Consider the following 16,258-nt stretch of genomic DNA (forward strand, 5'->3'; position numbering starts at 1 on the left):
TGCACTGAGGCTCGCCTACTGGACGAGTCCGAACATTCCCTATCAGCAAACACCATTGTGGATTCGTCTGCGTGAAATCCTGATGTAAGCCGCTCACCGGACGCCCCGCTCGACATCAGGAGACCACGCGATGCTGCCCGCCGCCGACCGCTACGATCACCTCCTCGCCCGCTTCCGGTGGGACCTTCCGGCGCGCTACAACATCGGCGTGGACGTGTGCGACAAATGGGCCGACGGCAGCGGACGCCTCGCGCTGATCCACGAAACGGCGCAAGGCGACGTTTCGCGCCTCACGTTCGACGACCTGAGGAATGCTTCTAACCGGCTCGCCAACAGCTTCGCGCGTGCCGGCCTGCGGCGCGGCGACCGGATCGGCATCTTTCTCGCGCAAGGGCCCGAAACGGCCATCGCGCACCTCGCCGCGTACAAGTTCGGCGCGATCGCGGTGCCGCTCTTCACGCTGTTCGGCGTCGACGCGCTCGAGTACCGGCTCGCGAACAGCGAGGCGGCCGCGCTCGTCACCGACGCGGCCGGCTACGCGAAGATCGCGCCGCTGCGCGCGCAACTGCCGGCGCTGCATACCGTCTACTGCATCGGCGACGATGCGCCCGACGTGCCCGGCGTGTTGCGCTACGACGCGGCGCTCGCCGCCGAAGCGCCGGATTTCGTGCCGGTGGATACGGCCGCCGACGATCCGGCCGTGATCATCTACACGTCCGGCACGACCGGCAAGCCGAAGGGCGCGCTGCATGCGCATCGCGTGCTGCTCGGCCACCTGCCCGGCGTCGAGATGTCGCAGCAGTGCTTCCCGCGCGACGCGCGCCTGTTCTGGACGCCCGCCGACTGGGCATGGATCGGCGGGCTGCTCGACGTGCTGCTGCCGTCATGGCATCACGGCGTGCCGGTGCTCGCGCGCCGCTTCGAGAAATTCGACGGCGACGCGGCATTCGCGCTGATGGCGCGGCACGGCGTCACCCACGCGTTCCTGCCGCCCACCGCGCTGAAGCTGATGCGCGCGGTCACGGCGCCACGCGAACGTTACGCGCTGTCGCTGAAATCGGTCGCGAGCGGCGGCGAATCGCTGGGCACCGAACTGACGGCGTGGGGCCGCGACGCGCTCGGCGTGACGATCAACGAGTTCTACGGGCAAACCGAGTGCAACATGGTGCTGTCGTCATGCGCGGCGCTGTTCGATGCGCAGCCCGGCGCGATCGGCAAGGCGGTGCCCGGTCATGCGGTCGCGATCGTCGATGCGGACGGCACGCCGCTGCCGCCCGGCGTCGAAGGCCGCATCGCGGTGCACCGCCCCGACCCGGTGATGTTTCTCGAATACTGGCGCAACCCCGACGCGACGCGCGACAAGTTCGCGGGCGACTACCTGCTCACCGGCGATACGGGCACGATCGACGCCGACGGCTTCGTGCGCTTCGTCGGCCGCGACGACGACGTGATCACGAGCGCCGGTTACCGGATCGGCCCCGGCCCGATCGAGGACTGCCTGCTCACGCATCCGGCGGTGCGGATGGCGGCCGTCGTCGGCGTGCCCGACGCGACGCGTACCGAGATCGTCAAGGCATTCGTCGTGCTGAACCCCGGCCACGTCGGCGACGCAGCGCTCGTCAGCACACTGCAGGCCCACGTGCGCACGCGGCTCGCCGCGCACGAGTATCCGCGCGCGATCGCGTTCGTCGACAGCCTGCCGATGACCGCGACCGGCAAGATCGTGCGGCGCGCGCTGCGCGACGCGTGAGCGCACTGTCCCCGCTCGGCCCGCCCGGCCGGATGGTTTATAGTGGCGCCACGCAGTCTTTCCAAGAAACCGATGTCCTCTGATCAACACGCCGCCGCGGGCGCGTCGCACAGCCCGCTCTACGCCAAACTCCTCGGCGAAACCGCCAAGATCGACTGGTGCGATCTCGAGCGCTTCTTCGCGCAGGGCAAGCTGCTGTCCGTTGCGCGCGACCTCGATCTCGTCAGCGTCGCGGAAGCGGTCGCCAGCGACGACACCGAACAGGTCACGCGCTGGCTGTCGTCCGGCCTCGTCGCGCGCATGCCGGCCGAGACCGCCGCCGACTACGCGGCGCGCAATCCGGAGCTGTGGGCGGTCGTCGTCTCGCCGTGGGTCTGCGTGCAGGAACGCGCCTGACGCGTCCACCATGTCCGAATCCGCCTTACCGCACGGGGCCGGCAGCGCGTCGGCCGCCGTCACGCATCGGCGCGTTCTCGCGCTCGCGTTCCCGATCGTCCTCGCGAACCTGACGCAACCGATCCTCGGCGCCGTCGACACGGCCGTCGCCGGCCACCTCGACGGCGCGCAATATCTCGGCGGCGTCGCGCTCGGCGGGCTGTTCTTCAATTTCGTGTTCTGGGGCTTCGGCTTCCTGCGGATGGGGACGACCGGCCTCGTCGCGCAGGCGCATGGCGCCGGCGACGCGGCCGGGATCCGCCTGAACCTGCTGCGCGCGCTGATCGTCGCGTTCGCGCTCGGCGCCGCGGTGCTTGCGCTGCAGGTGCCGCTGCTGTCGTTCGCGCTGTCCGCGCTCGGCGGCAGCGAGGCCGTCCGCGCGACGGCGCTCGGGTACAGCCACGCACGGATCTGGAGCGCCCCGTTCGCGCTCGCGAACTACGTGGTGCTCGGCTACCTGCTCGGCATGCAGCGCGTCCGACTCGCGCTCGTCGCGCAGGTGTTCATCAATGCGGTGAACATCGGTGCCGTGCTGCTCTATGTGTATGGTTTCGGCTGGGGGATCGCCGGCATCGGCGCCGCGACCGCCACCGCGGACGCGTGCGGCTTCGCGCTCGGTGCATGGATGCTGTGGCGGCTGCGGCCGCGCGGCCTTGCACCGCTCGCGGTACGCGCGCTTGCCGACCGTGCGGCGCTCAAGCGGCTGATCGCGCTCAATCGCGACATCTTCCTGCGCACGCTGTGCCTGCTCGGCGCCTTCGGATGGTTCGCGCATCTCGGCGCGCAACAAGGCGACGCGACGCTCGCCGCGAATGCGCTCTTGCTGAATTTCCAGACCTTCATGGCGTACGGCCTCGACGGCTTCGCGCATGCGGCCGAGGCGCTCGTCGGCGCGGCGGCCGGCGCGCGCGATCGCCGCGCATTCCGGCAAGCCGTGCGCGTCACGCTGTTCTGGTCGGCACTCGGCGCGCTGCTGTTCGCGCTCGTTTATTGGGCCGCAGGCGGCTGGATCGTCGCGCGCCTGACCGATCAGGCCGAGATCCGCGCCGTCGCACTGCGCTACCTGCCGTGGGCCGCGATCTCGCCGATCGTGTCGGTCTGGGGTTTCCTGCTCGACGGCGTGTTCATCGGCGCCACGCAGACGCAATCGCTGATGCGCGCGATGGTCGCGTCGTTGTCGATCTTCGTCGCGGCCACGCTCGCCGCCGTCGGCACGTTCGGCAATCACGGCCTGTGGTTCGCGCTGCTGCTGTTCATGGCGGCGCGCGGCGCGACGCTCGCGCGCTATCTGCCGGCGCTGTTGCGGCGGGTCGGCGCCGACCCGCAGGCCGCATCGGCAGCCCGCGCGTGACAGCGGGCCCGGCCGACCGTTACTGCGACTGCACGGGTTTCGGCGACGGCGCGTCGAGCATCGACGGCGGCGTCATGTCGGTCGGCACGCCGTGATAGTCGGCCGGATCTTCCGGCGGGTGGCCACGGCGCGCTTGACGGGGATCGCTGCTGCAAGCGGCAAGGAGGGATGCGGCCAGCACGGCCAGCACGAAACGGGTCATCAGGTAGGGCTCCGGAAAACGGCGCGCCGAACGCACGCCGAGACCGCGCCGAGTCTAGCGGAAATCGGGTTTCGGGGTTGCGCCGCGCATGTCCTACTATGTACGCATGGCGCTGTGCCGTTGAAAGGAGGCTGCCATGTCGTCTGAAGAAATTGCGGGCCTGATCGGCCTGTTCATCGGTCTGATGGTGCTCGTCGCGCTGTCGTACTTCGAGTCGCGCGAATACAAGCGCAGCCATGAAGGCGAAGGGATGATCCACCACTGGATGGCGGAACACCACCTGCTCGACTGGCGGCGCAAGCACTGAGCGCGTCGCTGCCGTCCGGCCCGTCCCGGGGGCCGGTGCGAACGTGCCGCTCGGCGGCACGGTGATCGCCGCATGTCGCCGAAATTATCGGGGCCCGATACACACACATCGACCGGATACACGAACGCCGTCGCGTGACGTCTGCCACGCGACGGCGTTCGCTTGCGCGCAGCGCGCCCTCAGAGGGCGCGATGCGATTCGGACCGCTCAGCCCAGGAAGTGGCGGGCGTAGCGCGCGTTGATGTCCGACAGGCGGAACAGCGTCAGGAAATCCGCGCAGTTGAAGTCGGGATCCCAGGCCGGTGCGCCGCAAATCTTCGCGCCAAGACGCAGATAACCCTTGATCAGCGGCGGCGGCGCGACGACGGTGCCCGTCTGCAGTTCGTCGACCGGCAGGGCCGTGTGCGGGAACGCGCGATACTCGGGCGCCGTCAGCGAGCCGGCCGACAGCGACTGGTACAGGTTCGCCGCGTAGTGGCCGCCGTCGGCCATCGACACGCTCGCGCAGCCGAGCATCGTCTCGTAGCCGTTCTGCATCATGTACGCGCCCAGCCCGCCCCACAGCGCCATGATGACGGCGCCGCTGCGATAGTCGCTGTGCACGCACGAGCGGCCGACCTCGACCATCTTGCCGCGCAGGTGCGTGAGGCGCGACAGGTCGAATTCGCCTTCGGCGTACAGGCGGCCGACCCGCGCCGCCTGGTGCGGCGGCAGCACGCGGTACGTGCCGACGACTTTCAGCGTGTCGAGATCGCGGACCAGCAGGTGGTCGCAATACGCGTCGAACGGATCGACGTCGAGACCGGACGGGCCGCTGACCTGCGCACCCATCTCTTCGGCGAACACGCTGAAGCGCAGGCGCTGGGCTTCGCGCAATTCGTCTTCCGTGCGCGCCCATGCGGCGCGCAGGCGATACTCGGATGTGACGGTTTCACTGGCGCGCGGCAGGTGGCGCCGCGACGTGTCGAGGGGCAGCGAGGCAAAGGGGAGCGTAGGCGTCGGCAGTTCTCGCATTAGGCTTTCCTGGTCGTAAGGAATAGGACGACATGCCCGCCAATGTAGTAATCGGCCGTGACCGTTATGTGGCACGACCGTGTCCTTTCAATGACGTGTCGCCGAATTGACTTTAGCAGAAAGCTTGCGAAACCGTATGATCAATCCCTTCAAACCTATTCAGACGGGGCTTTACACCAGTTCGGGCGTCAGTACCGCCCGCAGCACGGCCTGCCGGTTGCCGTCGCGCGTGCGGCTCGCCAGCCACACGATTCCGCCCTTCTTGACGCTCCAGCTGTCGTCGCCGCCGGCGACCAGCTGCGCGGCGACGCTGCCGAGCGTCGGCTGGTGGCCGACGATCACGACCGTCGGCGCGATGCCTTCCGGCCAGCCGGCCGCCGTCAGCACGTCGTCGACGCCGCCGCCCGGCGCGAGCGCGTCGACGGTCCGGTACTGGTCGGTCAGCGCCTCCACGGTCTGCACGGTGCGCGCCGCCGGGCTCGCGAGAATCACGGTATTCGTCTCGAGCCGCCCGCGCAGCCATTTGGCCATCGCCTGCGCGTCCTTGCGGCCGCGCACGGTCAACTGGCGCGCGAGATCGCTCGTTGCGTAATCTTCGGCTTCGGCGTGACGCCACAGGATCAGGTTGATCATGATGTTCTCCTTGCTTCGGCGAGCGCCCGCGCGCGCATGCGTACGGGCCGGCCGATCGTCCCGTGAATTGTCGCAAATCGCGGACCGCTCGCCGCCGCGGCATTTACCCGCATATCGTGATTGACCGAATCGGCCATTCGACGTTATTATCTTTGGCTCGTCGGAGCGTAGCGCAGCCTGGTAGCGCATCTGATTTGGGATCAGAGGGTCGAAGGTTCGAATCCTTTCGCTCCGACCACAGGAATCAAGGGGTTACGGTTGAACACCGTAGCCCCTTTTCCGTTTACGGGCGCTTTTTACCGGCCCTGGAATCGCCTACCCATTTCCCGCAGCGCGCGGCGGCCCGGGTACGGGCCCGCCACCACGTCGATGCGCCCGCGCATCCGCCGTCAAGCCCGCGCACGAAACTTGCTGGAACACGCGATAATACGTGTGAAACAACCCGGCAACCGCGCATGAAAAACAACGTTCTCAAGCCAGCCCTCTGCGCGTCGCTGCTCATGCTCGCGACCACCGCCGCCGGCACCGCGTCGGCGAAAGCGCTCGACGACGCGCTCGACTGCCATTCGACCGGCCACAAGTTCGTCGCACCGTTGCTCGCCGCCGGCGACATCCAGTCGGAGCCGATGCACGTCGAATCGAACTCGGTCAATGCGTTCCGCACGAACCACCCGCTGACGGCCTACGGCTTCGGCGTCTATGTCGTGCTCGGCTACCAGGCGAACGACCCGATCTTCCGTCCGGGCGACGGCACGCCGATCGGCGACTGGGCCTACGGCGTCGTCGTACGCGGCACGAAGGGCTCGGTCGAGGAAGCCGTGCGCAAGGCCGGCAGCGACGCCACCGTCAAGCAGGCATTCCCGTTCCTGACCGCGATCGTCTGCTCGTCGGACTGAGCGGGCCGCCAGCACGAGCGTGCGGCCGCGCCGAACGGATGGCGCAGCATACCGCCCACCCGGCTCGTGGCATCCCGAAACACCTTCCGGGCCCGCTATCGCCCCGTCACGCGCCGGTATACACCACGCGATACGGGATACCGACCTTCTCCCACTCCGCCGCCTCCTGGCTGAGGCTGTAGTCGGTCAACGGGTTCTGCTCGACCCACGCGTTCGGCAGGCGCACCTCATAACCGCCCTTCTTCATCTGCGAGACGGAAATATCGGGGAGCCCCGCATCGGTCCGGCGCCGGCACAGCAGCGCCGCGAGCCGCAGGCAGAACAGCAGCGGCCACTCGACCTCACGCGACTGCGACAGCTTGCCGAGCTTGCCCGCATGGCCGAGCACGAGCGCGGCGAGCCGGGCCTGGTCGGTGCGCGAAAAACCCGGCATGTCCGCATTGCTCGCGATATAGGCCGAATGCTTGTGATACGCGCTGTGCGAGATCGACAGGCCGATCTCGTGCAACGCAGCCGCCCAGCCGAGGAACATCCGCCCTTCCTCGCGCGCTTCCTCGTCGTCTTCCTCGAGCTCGTCGTAGAAACGCGCCGCGAGCGCCCCGATCCGCTCGGCCTGCGCGCGATCGACGCCGTAGCGGCGCGTGAAACCCTCGACGGTCACCGCACGCATGTCCTCGTGCTGCGTCCGGCCGAGCAGGTCGTACAGCACGCCGAGGCGCAGCGCGCCGTCGGTCGTGTCGACGTAGTCGACGCCGAGTTCCTCGAACACCGCCAGCATGATCGCCAGGCCACCCGCGAGCACCGGCACGCGGTCGGGCTTCAGCGCGATCAGCTTCAGCCGGTTGACGTTCTCCGACTTGATCAGCGCGCGCTTCAGCCGCTCGAGCCCGCCGCGCGAAATGCCGTGCGTGATGCCCGGATCGTTGAAGCCGTTCGCCTCGACGAGTTCCGCGAGCGCGCGCGCGGTGCCGGACGAGCCGATCGCCTGGTCCCAGCCGGCCTTCTTGTACTCGCTCGAAATAATCTGGATCTCGCGCTTGGCCGCGAGTTCGGCCTGCCGCATCGTGTACTCGTCGACGTTGCCGGCCGGGAAGAACGTGCGGCTATGGCTCACGCAGCCGATATAGAGGCTCTCCATCACGATCGGCGTGTAGTGCGAGCCGATGATGAATTCGGTCGAGCCGCCGCCGATGTCGACGACGAGCCGCTTGCCGGCGCTCGCCGGCACCGAGTGCGCGGCGCCCGCATAGATGAGGCGCGCCTCTTCGCGGCCCGCGATCACTTCGATCGGGAACCCGAGCGCCGCCTCGGCCTCGCCGAGAAATTCCGCGGCGTTCTTCGCGACACGCAGCGTGTTGGTCGCCACCGCGCGCACATGATCGGGATGAAAATCGCGCAGGCGCTCGCCGAACCGCTTGAGCGCCTCCCAGCCACGCTCCTGCGACGCGCGGTCGAGCATCTTGTCGCTCGACAGGCCCGCGGCCAGCCGGACCGGCTCGCGCAGCGCGTCGACCGGATAGATCTGGCTGCCTGCCGGCGTTTCCTCGACGCGCCCGACGATCAGCCGGAAGCTGTTCGAGCCGAGATCCACGGCAGCCAGCAAGTGGGGAGTTGTAACCATCAGAAGGGGGCTCCGTGCGCGTTCTTCCGCGGCAGCCGTTCCGGCAACCGAGGGCGATCAATCAAAGGCGACATTTTAAGCGTGGAACGCTTGCCGTTGCCACGCTTCACGGGCATGCACACTGCTCGATTCCATATAGCCGAAACATTTATGCGACGAAAGGGTTACGGCGTAGAATTTCCCGATATAAAACCATTATTGTCATCAGCACGTCATCGTACCGTGAGAGTTTCCGAGCGTCCTTTCGAATCATCGCCTGAATTACCCCCTACTCTGCCGATGTCCGTCCGTTACCCGCTTCTCAATCGTGAACTCGGCATCCTCGGTTTCAACGAGCGCGTGCTGGCCCAGGCGGCCGATCCGCAAGTCCCGTTGCTCGAGCGCCTGCGCTTCATCTGCATCACCAGCAGCAACCTCGACGAATTCTTCGAAGTCCGGATGGCCGGCCTGCAGGAGCAGATCCGCGACAACCCCGGCGCGCTGACGCCCGACGGCATGTCGTTACAGCACGCTTACGATCTCGTCGTCGAACGCGCGCAGCGGCTCGTCCATCGACAGTACACGATGCTGCACGAAACCGTGCTGCCCGCGCTCGAACAGGAAGGCATCTACTTCCACGCGAGCGACACGTGGAACGACGAGCAGCTCGAATGGGCGCGACACTACTTCCTCGACGAGCTGCTGCCCGTGCTGACGCCGATCGGCCTCGATCCGGCGCACCCGTTCCCGCGCGTGCTGAACAAGAGCCTGAACTTCGTCGTCGAGCTCGAAGGCCGCGACGCGTTCGGCCGCCAGGCCGTGATGGGCATCGTGCAGGCGCCGCGCGCGCTGCCGCGCGTGGTGCGCATGCCGCACGCGCTGTCGGGTTTCAAGCACGGCTTCGTGCTGCTGAGCTCGTTCATGCAGCGCTTCGTCGGCGAACTGTTCCCGCAACTCGTCGTGAAGAGCTGCAACCAGTTTCGCATCACGCGCAACAGCGAGCTGTTCGTCGACGAAGACGAAATCACCAACCTGCGTGTCGCGCTGCAGGGCGAGCTGCCCGCGCGCCACCTCGGCAACGCGGTACGCCTCGAAGTGTCGGCGGACACGCCGCTGCACATCGTGCGACGCCTGCTCGAGGAAAGCGAACTCGGCGACAAGGACTGCTATCGCGTGGCCGGGTCCGTGAACCTCGTGCGCCTGATGCAGATTCCCGATCTCGTCGATCGACCCGACCTGAAGTTCACGCCGTTCACCGCGTCGACTCCCGCGGCAATCGCCAACGCGCCGACGATGTTCGATGCGATCGACGCCGGCGACCTCCTGCTGCACCACCCGTACGAGAGCTTCCAGCCGGTGCTCGAGCTGCTGCAGCAGGCCGCGAAGGATCCGAGCGTCGTCGCGATCAAGCAGACGATCTACCGCACCGGCACCGACTCGCCGCTGATGGACGCGCTGATGGAAGCCGCGCGCAACGGCAAGGAAGTGACCGTCGTCGTCGAGCTGCTCGCGCGCTTCGACGAGGAAACCAACATCAACTGGGCGTCGCAGCTCGAAGCCGTCGGCGCGCATGTCGTGTACGGCGTGGTCGGCCACAAGTGCCACGCGAAGATGATGCTGATCGTGCGGCGCGTCGTGCAGGCCGGCAAGGCATCGCTGCGCCGCTACGTGCACCTCGGCACCGGCAACTACCATCCGCGCACCGCGCGCCTCTACACCGACTTCGGGCTGATGACGGCTGACCAGAAGATCTGCGAGGACGTTCATCACGTGTTCCAGCAACTGACCGGCATCGGCGGCGAACTGACGCTGCACGAGCTGTGGCAGTCGCCGTTCACGCTGCATCCGCGCATCATCGATTCGATTCGCGCGGAGATCGACAACGCGCAGGCCGGCAAGCGCGCGCGCATCGTCGCGAAAATGAACGCGCTGCTCGAGCCATCGGTGATCGCTGCGTTGTACGAAGCGTCGCAGGCCGGCGTCAAGGTCGACCTGATCGTGCGCGGCGTCTGCGCGCTGAAGCCCGGCGTGCCGGGGCTGTCGGAAAACATCACGGTGCGCTCGATCGTCGGCCGCTTCCTCGAACACCACCGGATCTACTATTTCCACGCAGGCGGCGCCGAGGACGTCTACCTGTCGAGTGCCGACTGGATGGACCGCAACCTGTTCCGCCGCGTCGAAGTCGCGTTCCCGATCCGCGATCGCAAACTCAAGCGGCGCGTGATCGCCGAGGGGCTGTCGGTGTGCCTCGGCGACAACCAGTCGGCATGGCAGATGCACAGCGACGGCCACTATCGCCGGCGCCGCGCGGGCAAGACGATTCGCAACGCGCAACTCGGGCTGCTCGCGAAGTTCTGTTCGTGAGCCGTCGGTGCGATGCGGGCGACGTACTGCATCGCCATGAAAAAAGCAGCCCGCGGGCTGCTTTTTTAACGCCGGAACGCGACGCGATCATGCTTCGTAGGCGGCCGGCCGGATCGCGATGATGCGCGAGCCCGGGAACCGCGCGGTGAACGTACTGCCGCGCCCTTCCTCGCTCTGCACGTACAGATGCGCATCGTGCCGCTGCAGCACGTGCTTGACGATCGCGAGGCCGAGGCCCGTGCCGCCCGTGTCGCGCGAACGGCTGCGATCGACGCGGTAGAAGCGTTCGGTGAGCCGCGGCAGGTCGGCGGCCGGAATCCCGAAGCCGCTGTCCGTGACGGAAAACACGCCCTGCGCGCCCTCGCGCCGCCACGACACGACGATCTTGCCGCCGTCCGGCGTATAGCGGATCGCGTTCGTGACGAGATTCGCGAACGCGCTGAACAATTCCGTCTGCGCACCGGTGACACCGAGCGTCTCGTCGATCGAGAACGCGATGTCGTGATGCCCGCTCGACAGCGTCTGCGCATCCTCCTTCAGATGGTCGAACACCGCACGCATGTCGATCGCGTGATCGACCGGCGGCTTGCTCTCGCCTTCCAGCTTCGCGAGCACCAGCAGGTCGGTCACGATGTGCCGCATCCGCGACGCCTGCTGCTCCATCATGTCGAGATAGCGCGCGCGGTCCTCCTCGTTCAGCGGCAGCTCGCGCATCGTCTCCAGGAAGCCCGACAACACGGTGAGCGGCGTCTTCAGCTCGTGCGACACGTTCGCGACGAAGTCACGCCGCATCGCGTCGGTACGCTCGAGCTCGGTGATGTCCTGCGTGAGCAGCAGCTTGCGGTTCTCGCCGTACGGAAACACCTGCACGGCCAGCACGTTCTGCCGCGAGTCGCCCATGCCGCGCATCAACAGCGTCTCGTCGTAATGCTGCGCGTTCAGGTAGCGGACGAAATCGGGATGGCGCACCAGGTTCGTGATGTGCTGGCGCAGGTCGCGCTTCGCATCGAGGCCGAAATGCACCTCGGCGATCGCGTTGCACCACTCGATCTGGTCGTGGTCGTCGAGCATCGCGACGCCGTTCGGCGACGCCTGGATCGCCTGGATGAAGCGCGAATGCTGCTGTTCGACCTGCCGCACCTGCGCATGCCACTGTTTCGCGAGCTTGTGCAGCCGATAGTAGATCTCGCCCCAGATGCCCGGCGCGCTCGGCACTTCGCCGTAGACGGGCGCATCGAGCAGGCGCCACAGACGCTGCGTATGGAAGGTGCTGAAAAAGCCCTGCGCGACCAGCATCACGACCACGAACACGAGGCCCGCGGTCGGGCCGGCGAAGACGCCGACCAATACGCCGATCAGCACGAGCAGCACGAGCGACACCAGGAAGCGCGCCCAGATGATGTTCATGATTCAGCGTCCGAAAGAAGGAACGGCATGCCGCGGCACACGGCATGCCCGGATACGTTACGCGTGCTTGGCGAGGCGGTAGCCGCTGCCGCGCACGGTTTCGATCATCGCATCGCAGCCGGCCGGTTTCAAGGCCGCGCGCAATCGTTTGATGTGCACGTCGACGGTACGCTCCTCGACGAACACGTGGTCGCCCCACACCTGGTCGAGCAGTTGCGTGCGGCTGTGCACGCGCTCCGGATGCGTCATGAAGAAATGCAGCAGGCGGAACTCGGTCGGGCCGAGATCGAGCTTGATCTCGCTGCCGTCGCCGTGCGCGGCGACGCGATGCGTGGCCGGGTCGAGGCGCAGCCCGTTGATCGACACGACGTCCTCGGTCAGCTGCGGCGCGCGGCGGCGCAGCACGGCCTTGATCCGCGCCATCAGTTCCTTCGGCGAGAACGGCTTCGTCACGTAGTCGTCCGCACCGATTTCGAGGCCGAGCACCTTGTCCTGCTCGTCGCCGCGGGCGGTGAGCATGATGATCGGGATGTGTTTGGTCCGTTCGTTGTTGCGCAGGTCGCGCGCGAACGCGATGCCGGACTTGCCCGGCAGCATCCAGTCGAGCAGCACGAGATCGGGCAGCACGTCGCTGATCAGGTTCTGCGCCTGTTCGGCGTTGTACGCACGGATCGGGCAGTGACCGGCGTGCTGGAGATTCACCGAGATCAGTTCGGAAATCGCGGGCTCATCTTCAACGACGAGAATGTTGCTGGGCATCGGCACCTCTGTTCTTCCTGTACGGAGTCGATTAACTGTTGGCTTCGCGATCGAGCGTGTCGCGCGGCTGGTGCCGCACGTCGGTGCCCTTCACGATGTAGATGATGAATTCGGCGATGTTCTTCGCGTGGTCGCCGATCCGTTCGATCGCCTTCGCGATGAACAGGTATTCGAGGCCGACCGAGATCGTGCGCGGGTCTTCCTGCATGTACGACACGAGCTTGCGCACGAACGCGCGGAATTCCTGGTCGATTTCCTTGTCGTCCTTGACGATCTGCGCGGCGGCCACCGTATCGAGGCGCGCGAACGCATCGAGCGCGCGGCGCAGGATCGTCACGGCCATCTCGCCTGACACCTTGATCTCGGCGATGTTGACCGCGCGCGCGGCCGGCTCGTCGATCAGGCGGCGCACGCGCTTCGCGATCTTCTCCGCTTCGTCGCCGGCACGCTCGAGGTTCGTAATCGTTTTCGAGATCGACATCAAAAGACGCAGGTCACGCGCGGCAGGCTGTCTCCGCGCGATGATGTTGCCGCATTCCTGGTCGATGTCCACTTCCATCGCGTTCAGCGTTTCCTCGGCCGCGATCACCTTCTCGGCGCGCTCGCGATCGAATTCGTTCAGCGCGTGCATCGCGCCGACGATCTGCGACTCCACGAGTCCGCCCATTTCCAGTACTTTCGACGACACGGCATTCAGGTCCGCGTCGAACTGGCTCGACAGATGTTTATCCGACATGACTGTTGTTCTCCGTCATCAGCCGAAGCGGCCGGTGATGTAGTCTTCCGTTTCCTTGCGCACCGGCTTGATGAAGATCTTTTCGGTTTCGCCGAACTCGATCAGCTCGCCCAGGTACATGTAGGCCGTGTAATCCGAGCAGCGTGCGGCCTGCTGCATGTTGTGCGTGACGATCACGACCGTGTAGTCGCTCTTCAGCTCCGCGATCAGCTCCTCGATGCGGCCGGTCGAGATCGGGTCGAGCGCCGAGCACGGCTCGTCGAGCAGCAGCACTTCCGGACGGATCGCGATGCCGCGCGCGATGCACAGACGCTGCTGCTGGCCGCCCGACAGCCCGTAGCCGCTCTGGCCCAGCTTGTCCTTCACTTCGTTCCACAGCGCGGCCTTCGTGAGCGCCCACTCGACGCGGTCGTCCATTTCCGAGCGCGTGAGCTTTTCGAACATCTTCACGCCGAACGCGATGTTGTCGTAGATCGACATCGGGAACGGGGTCGGCTTCTGGAACACCATGCCGATCCGCGCGCGCAGCAGCGAGATGTCGCGCTTCGTCGTCAGCAGGTTCTCGCCGTCCATCAGGATTTCGCCTTCGGCGCGCTGCTCCGGATAGAGCGCGAACATCTTGTTGAACGTGCGCAGCAGCGTCGACTTGCCGCAGCCCGACGGGCCGATGAACGCCGTCACCTTCCCTTCGGGAATGCGCAGGTTGATGTTCTTCAGCGCGTGGAACTTGTTGTAGAAGAAGTTGAGGTTGTTGACCTCGATCTTCGCGTTCAGCGGCGCGAGCGGACGGCCGTGCGCCGCGTCTTGCGTGCCGGCGGGCGCAGCGGTGCGCTCGACGGGATTCAGGTGGCTTTCTGCCATATTCATCGGATTGCTCCGCCGTTACTTTTTCGAGAAGATCGAGCGCGCCAGGACGTTCAGTCCGAGCACCCCGAGCGTAATCAGGAACACGCCCGCCCATGCGAGCGACTGCCATTCCGCGAACGGGCTCATCGCGAACTTGTAGATCGTGACCGGCAGGTTCGCCATCGGCTGGCTCATGTCGACCGAGAAGAACTGGTTCGACAGCGCGGTGAACAGCAGCGGCGCCGTTTCGCCGGCGATCCGCGCGACCGCGAGCAGCACGCCCGTCACGATCCCGCCGACCGACGCGCGCAGCGTGATCTTCAGCACCATGCGCCACTTCGGCGTGCCGAGCGCGACGGCCGCTTCGCGCAGCGCGTTCGGCACGAGCTTGAGCATGTTCTCGGTCGTGCGGATCACGATCGGAATCTGCAGCAGCGCGAGCGCGATCACGCCGGCCCAGCCCGAGAAACGCCCCGACTTCGCGACGACGATCGCGTACACGAACAGGCCGATGACGATCGACGGCGCCGACAGCAGGATGTCGTTGATGAAGCGGATCGTGCTGGCGAGCAGGTTCTTCTGGCCGTATTCGGCGAGATAGACGCCCGCGAGGATGCCGATCGGCGTGCCGACCAGCGTGCCGAAGCCGCACAGCAGCAGGCTGCCGACGATCGCGTTCGCGAGACCGCCGCCTTCCGTGTTCGGGGCCGGCGTCGACTCGGTGAACAGTTGCAGCGACAGGCCGCCGACGCCGAGGTGCACGGTCGTGTAGAGAATCCACACGAGCCACAGCAGGCCGAAAGCCATCGCGCCGAGCGACGCGGTGAGCGCGATCGCGTTGACGACCTTGCGCTGGCGCTGCAGACGATTGCGCATCGCGTCGAGCACGGCGCCGTCCGGCCCCGGGAAATTCATGATGGGCTCGCTCATTTCTTGCCCTCTCCCTTCTCGAGACGAAGCAGCAGCAGTTTGGAGATGGACAGCACGATGAACGTGATCACGAACAGGATCAGGCCAAGCTCCATCAGCGCCGACGTATGCAGGCCCGGCTGCGCTTCCGCGAATTCGTTCGCGAGCGCCGACGTGATGCTGTTGCCCGGCGCGAACAGCGACACGCTGTCGAGCAGGTTCGTGTTGCCGATCACGAACGTCACGGCCATCGTTTCGCCGAGCGCGCGGCCGAGGCCGAGCATCACGCCGCCGATCACGCCGGTCTTCGTGTAGGGCAGCACGACCTTCCACATCACTTCCCAGGTCGTGCAGCCGATCCCGTATGCCGATTCCTTCAGCAGCACCGGCGTGACTTCGAACACGTCGCGCATCACCGATGCGATGTACGGGATGATCATGATCGCGAGGATCACGCCGGCCGCGAGGATGCCGATGCCGATCGGCGGGCCGGACGTCAGCGGGCCGAGCACCCACACGTCCTTGAACAGACGGCCGAGCGGCTTCTGGAAGTATTCGGCGAAGATCGGCGCGAACACGAGCAGGCCCCACATGCCGTACACGATCGACGGGATCGCGGCGAGCAGCTCGATCGCGATGCCGAGCGGACGGCGCAGCCACACGGGCGCCAGCTCGGTGAGGAACAGTGCGATGCCGAAACTGACCGGCACCGCGATGACGAGTGCAATGATCGACGTCACGATGGTGCCGTAGATCGGCACGAGTGCGCCGTACACATCCGAGTTCGGATCCCACTCGGATTGCCACAGGAAGCCGATGCCGAACTTCTGGATGGTCGGCATCGACGCAATGATCAGGGAAACGATGATCCCGCCCAGCAGCAGCAGGGTCACGATCGCGGCGAGCCGTGCGAGGCCGCCGAACAGGACATCCCCGAGACGGCTCGGCGCGCGCTGCTGCGCACTGTCGGGCGATCGGGAGGACGTGTATGAAATATCAGACATGGGTGCCTGCTTTTGATCGCCGGGCGCCGTGACGCCCGGCTTTAC

Annotated in this window: 16 protein-coding genes and 1 tRNA gene; 7 read left to right on the plus strand and 10 right to left on the minus strand. The window is 66.5% G+C overall.

Translation table 11 applies throughout. The features are described from left to right. The first annotated feature begins 130 nt into the window (after window positions 1–130). From DFS13_RS27920 to DFS13_RS27930, 3 genes are all read left to right on the plus strand, one after another. Entirely contained in the window at window positions 131–1,750 is a 1,620-nt protein-coding gene (locus DFS13_RS27920) for an acyl-CoA synthetase (RefSeq protein WP_111442360.1), read from the plus strand. Window positions 1,751–1,822: 72 nt separating this feature from the next. Further along, a complete protein-coding gene (locus tag DFS13_RS27925; RefSeq protein WP_006493122.1) occupies window positions 1,823–2,146 on the plus strand; it encodes a DUF2288 domain-containing protein in 324 nt (107 codons plus the stop codon). A 10-nt stretch (window positions 2,147–2,156) separates the two neighbouring features. Further along, window positions 2,157–3,536 (plus strand): MATE family efflux transporter, encoded by a 1,380-nt coding sequence (locus tag DFS13_RS27930; RefSeq protein WP_006490551.1) that lies wholly within the window; start codon window positions 2,157–2,159, stop codon window positions 3,534–3,536. A 19-nt stretch (window positions 3,537–3,555) separates the two neighbouring features. Here DFS13_RS27930 and DFS13_RS27935 read toward each other — a convergent pair whose 3' ends face one another. Next, a complete protein-coding gene (locus tag DFS13_RS27935; RefSeq protein WP_006490588.1) occupies window positions 3,556–3,738 on the minus strand; it encodes a hypothetical protein in 183 nt (60 codons plus the stop codon). Window positions 3,739–3,874: 136 nt separating this feature from the next. Here DFS13_RS27935 and DFS13_RS40405 point away from each other — a divergent pair, with 136 nt between their 5' ends. After that, window positions 3,875–4,045: a hypothetical protein gene (locus tag DFS13_RS40405; protein ID WP_006476323.1), complete on the plus strand. Its 171-nt coding sequence runs from the start codon at window positions 3,875–3,877 to the stop codon at window positions 4,043–4,045. A gap of 207 nt (window positions 4,046–4,252) precedes the next feature. Here DFS13_RS40405 and DFS13_RS27940 read toward each other — a convergent pair whose 3' ends face one another. Next, the gene (locus DFS13_RS27940; RefSeq protein WP_006490555.1) at window positions 4,253–5,059 is read right to left on the minus strand and encodes a GNAT family N-acetyltransferase; all 807 of its coding nucleotides are present in this window, start codon (window positions 5,057–5,059) and stop codon (window positions 4,253–4,255) included. A 171-nt stretch (window positions 5,060–5,230) separates the two neighbouring features. Next, the gene (locus DFS13_RS27945) at window positions 5,231–5,692 is read right to left on the minus strand and encodes a histidine phosphatase family protein (RefSeq protein ID WP_166677933.1); all 462 of its coding nucleotides are present in this window, start codon (window positions 5,690–5,692) and stop codon (window positions 5,231–5,233) included. A 161-nt stretch (window positions 5,693–5,853) separates the two neighbouring features. Here DFS13_RS27945 and DFS13_RS27950 point away from each other — a divergent pair. Further along, a tRNA-Pro gene (locus DFS13_RS27950) sits at window positions 5,854–5,930 on the plus strand. Window positions 5,931–6,147: 217 nt separating this feature from the next. Then, window positions 6,148–6,588, plus strand: a complete 441-nt coding sequence (locus DFS13_RS27955; RefSeq protein ID WP_034200760.1) for a hypothetical protein — start codon at window positions 6,148–6,150, stop codon at window positions 6,586–6,588. A 106-nt stretch (window positions 6,589–6,694) separates the two neighbouring features. On the opposite strand, the gene ppx is transcribed toward DFS13_RS27955, so the two are convergent. Continuing rightward, complete coding sequence (ppx, locus tag DFS13_RS27960) at window positions 6,695–8,209, minus strand: exopolyphosphatase (RefSeq protein ID WP_006490522.1); 1,515 nt, start codon at window positions 8,207–8,209, stop codon at window positions 6,695–6,697. A gap of 279 nt (window positions 8,210–8,488) precedes the next feature. Here ppx and ppk1 point away from each other — a divergent pair, with 279 nt between their 5' ends. Then, on the plus strand, window positions 8,489–10,552 hold the full coding sequence (gene ppk1, locus DFS13_RS27965; protein ID WP_111442362.1) for a polyphosphate kinase 1: 2,064 nt from the start codon (window positions 8,489–8,491) through the stop codon (window positions 10,550–10,552). Window positions 10,553–10,639: 87 nt separating this feature from the next. Here ppk1 and phoR read toward each other — a convergent pair whose 3' ends face one another. From phoR to pstC, 6 genes are read right to left on the minus strand one after another with little or no spacing between them, the layout of a single operon-like run. Then, on the minus strand, window positions 10,640–11,959 hold the full coding sequence (phoR, locus tag DFS13_RS27970) for a phosphate regulon sensor histidine kinase PhoR (protein ID WP_006490622.1): 1,320 nt from the start codon (window positions 11,957–11,959) through the stop codon (window positions 10,640–10,642). A gap of 57 nt (window positions 11,960–12,016) precedes the next feature. After that, window positions 12,017–12,718: a phosphate regulon transcriptional regulator PhoB gene (gene phoB / locus DFS13_RS27975; protein WP_006750313.1), complete on the minus strand. Its 702-nt coding sequence runs from the start codon at window positions 12,716–12,718 to the stop codon at window positions 12,017–12,019. Window positions 12,719–12,749: 31 nt separating this feature from the next. Beyond that, on the minus strand, window positions 12,750–13,454 hold the full coding sequence (gene phoU / locus DFS13_RS27980) for a phosphate signaling complex protein PhoU (protein ID WP_006490618.1): 705 nt from the start codon (window positions 13,452–13,454) through the stop codon (window positions 12,750–12,752). Window positions 13,455–13,472: 18 nt separating this feature from the next. Next, complete coding sequence (gene pstB / locus DFS13_RS27985; RefSeq protein ID WP_006490515.1) at window positions 13,473–14,321, minus strand: phosphate ABC transporter ATP-binding protein PstB; 849 nt, start codon at window positions 14,319–14,321, stop codon at window positions 13,473–13,475. Between the two features lie 15 nt (window positions 14,322–14,336). After that, window positions 14,337–15,230, minus strand: a complete 894-nt coding sequence (gene pstA, locus DFS13_RS27990; protein ID WP_034178403.1) for a phosphate ABC transporter permease PstA — start codon at window positions 15,228–15,230, stop codon at window positions 14,337–14,339. Beyond that, entirely contained in the window at window positions 15,227–16,213 is a 987-nt protein-coding gene (pstC, locus tag DFS13_RS27995) for a phosphate ABC transporter permease PstC (RefSeq protein WP_006490596.1), read from the minus strand. The genes pstA and pstC overlap by 4 nt, the downstream gene beginning before the upstream one ends. Window positions 16,214–16,258 lie beyond the last annotated feature (45 nt).

The sequence above is a fragment of the Burkholderia sp. 28_3 genome, assembly GCF_003253915.1.
GTDB classification, from domain to species: domain Bacteria; phylum Pseudomonadota; class Gammaproteobacteria; order Burkholderiales; family Burkholderiaceae; genus Burkholderia; species Burkholderia cenocepacia.

Coding starts and splice junctions, on each gene's coding strand:
- pstC (WP_006490596.1), bottom strand. CDS start 16,213: ATGTCTGATATTTCATACACGTCCTCCCGATCGCCCGACAGTGCGCAG.
- DFS13_RS27925 (WP_006493122.1), top strand. CDS start 1,823: ATGTCCTCTGATCAACACGCCGCCGCGGGCGCGTCGCACAGCCCGCTC.
- phoB (WP_006750313.1), bottom strand. CDS start 12,718: ATGCCCAGCAACATTCTCGTCGTTGAAGATGAGCCCGCGATTTCCGAA.
- DFS13_RS27955 (WP_034200760.1), top strand. CDS start 6,148: ATGAAAAACAACGTTCTCAAGCCAGCCCTCTGCGCGTCGCTGCTCATG.
- DFS13_RS27920 (WP_111442360.1), top strand. CDS start 131: ATGCTGCCCGCCGCCGACCGCTACGATCACCTCCTCGCCCGCTTCCGG.
- ppx (WP_006490522.1), bottom strand. CDS start 8,209: ATGGTTACAACTCCCCACTTGCTGGCTGCCGTGGATCTCGGCTCGAAC.
- ppk1 (WP_111442362.1), top strand. CDS start 8,489: ATGTCCGTCCGTTACCCGCTTCTCAATCGTGAACTCGGCATCCTCGGT.
- pstA (WP_034178403.1), bottom strand. CDS start 15,230: ATGAGCGAGCCCATCATGAATTTCCCGGGGCCGGACGGCGCCGTGCTC.
- DFS13_RS27930 (WP_006490551.1), top strand. CDS start 2,157: ATGTCCGAATCCGCCTTACCGCACGGGGCCGGCAGCGCGTCGGCCGCC.
- DFS13_RS27940 (WP_006490555.1), bottom strand. CDS start 5,059: ATGCGAGAACTGCCGACGCCTACGCTCCCCTTTGCCTCGCTGCCCCTC.
- phoU (WP_006490618.1), bottom strand. CDS start 13,454: ATGTCGGATAAACATCTGTCGAGCCAGTTCGACGCGGACCTGAATGCC.
- DFS13_RS40405 (WP_006476323.1), top strand. CDS start 3,875: ATGTCGTCTGAAGAAATTGCGGGCCTGATCGGCCTGTTCATCGGTCTG.
- DFS13_RS27935 (WP_006490588.1), bottom strand. CDS start 3,738: ATGACCCGTTTCGTGCTGGCCGTGCTGGCCGCATCCCTCCTTGCCGCT.
- DFS13_RS27945 (WP_166677933.1), bottom strand. CDS start 5,692: ATGATCAACCTGATCCTGTGGCGTCACGCCGAAGCCGAAGATTACGCA.
- pstB (WP_006490515.1), bottom strand. CDS start 14,321: ATGAATATGGCAGAAAGCCACCTGAATCCCGTCGAGCGCACCGCTGCG.
- phoR (WP_006490622.1), bottom strand. CDS start 11,959: ATGAACATCATCTGGGCGCGCTTCCTGGTGTCGCTCGTGCTGCTCGTG.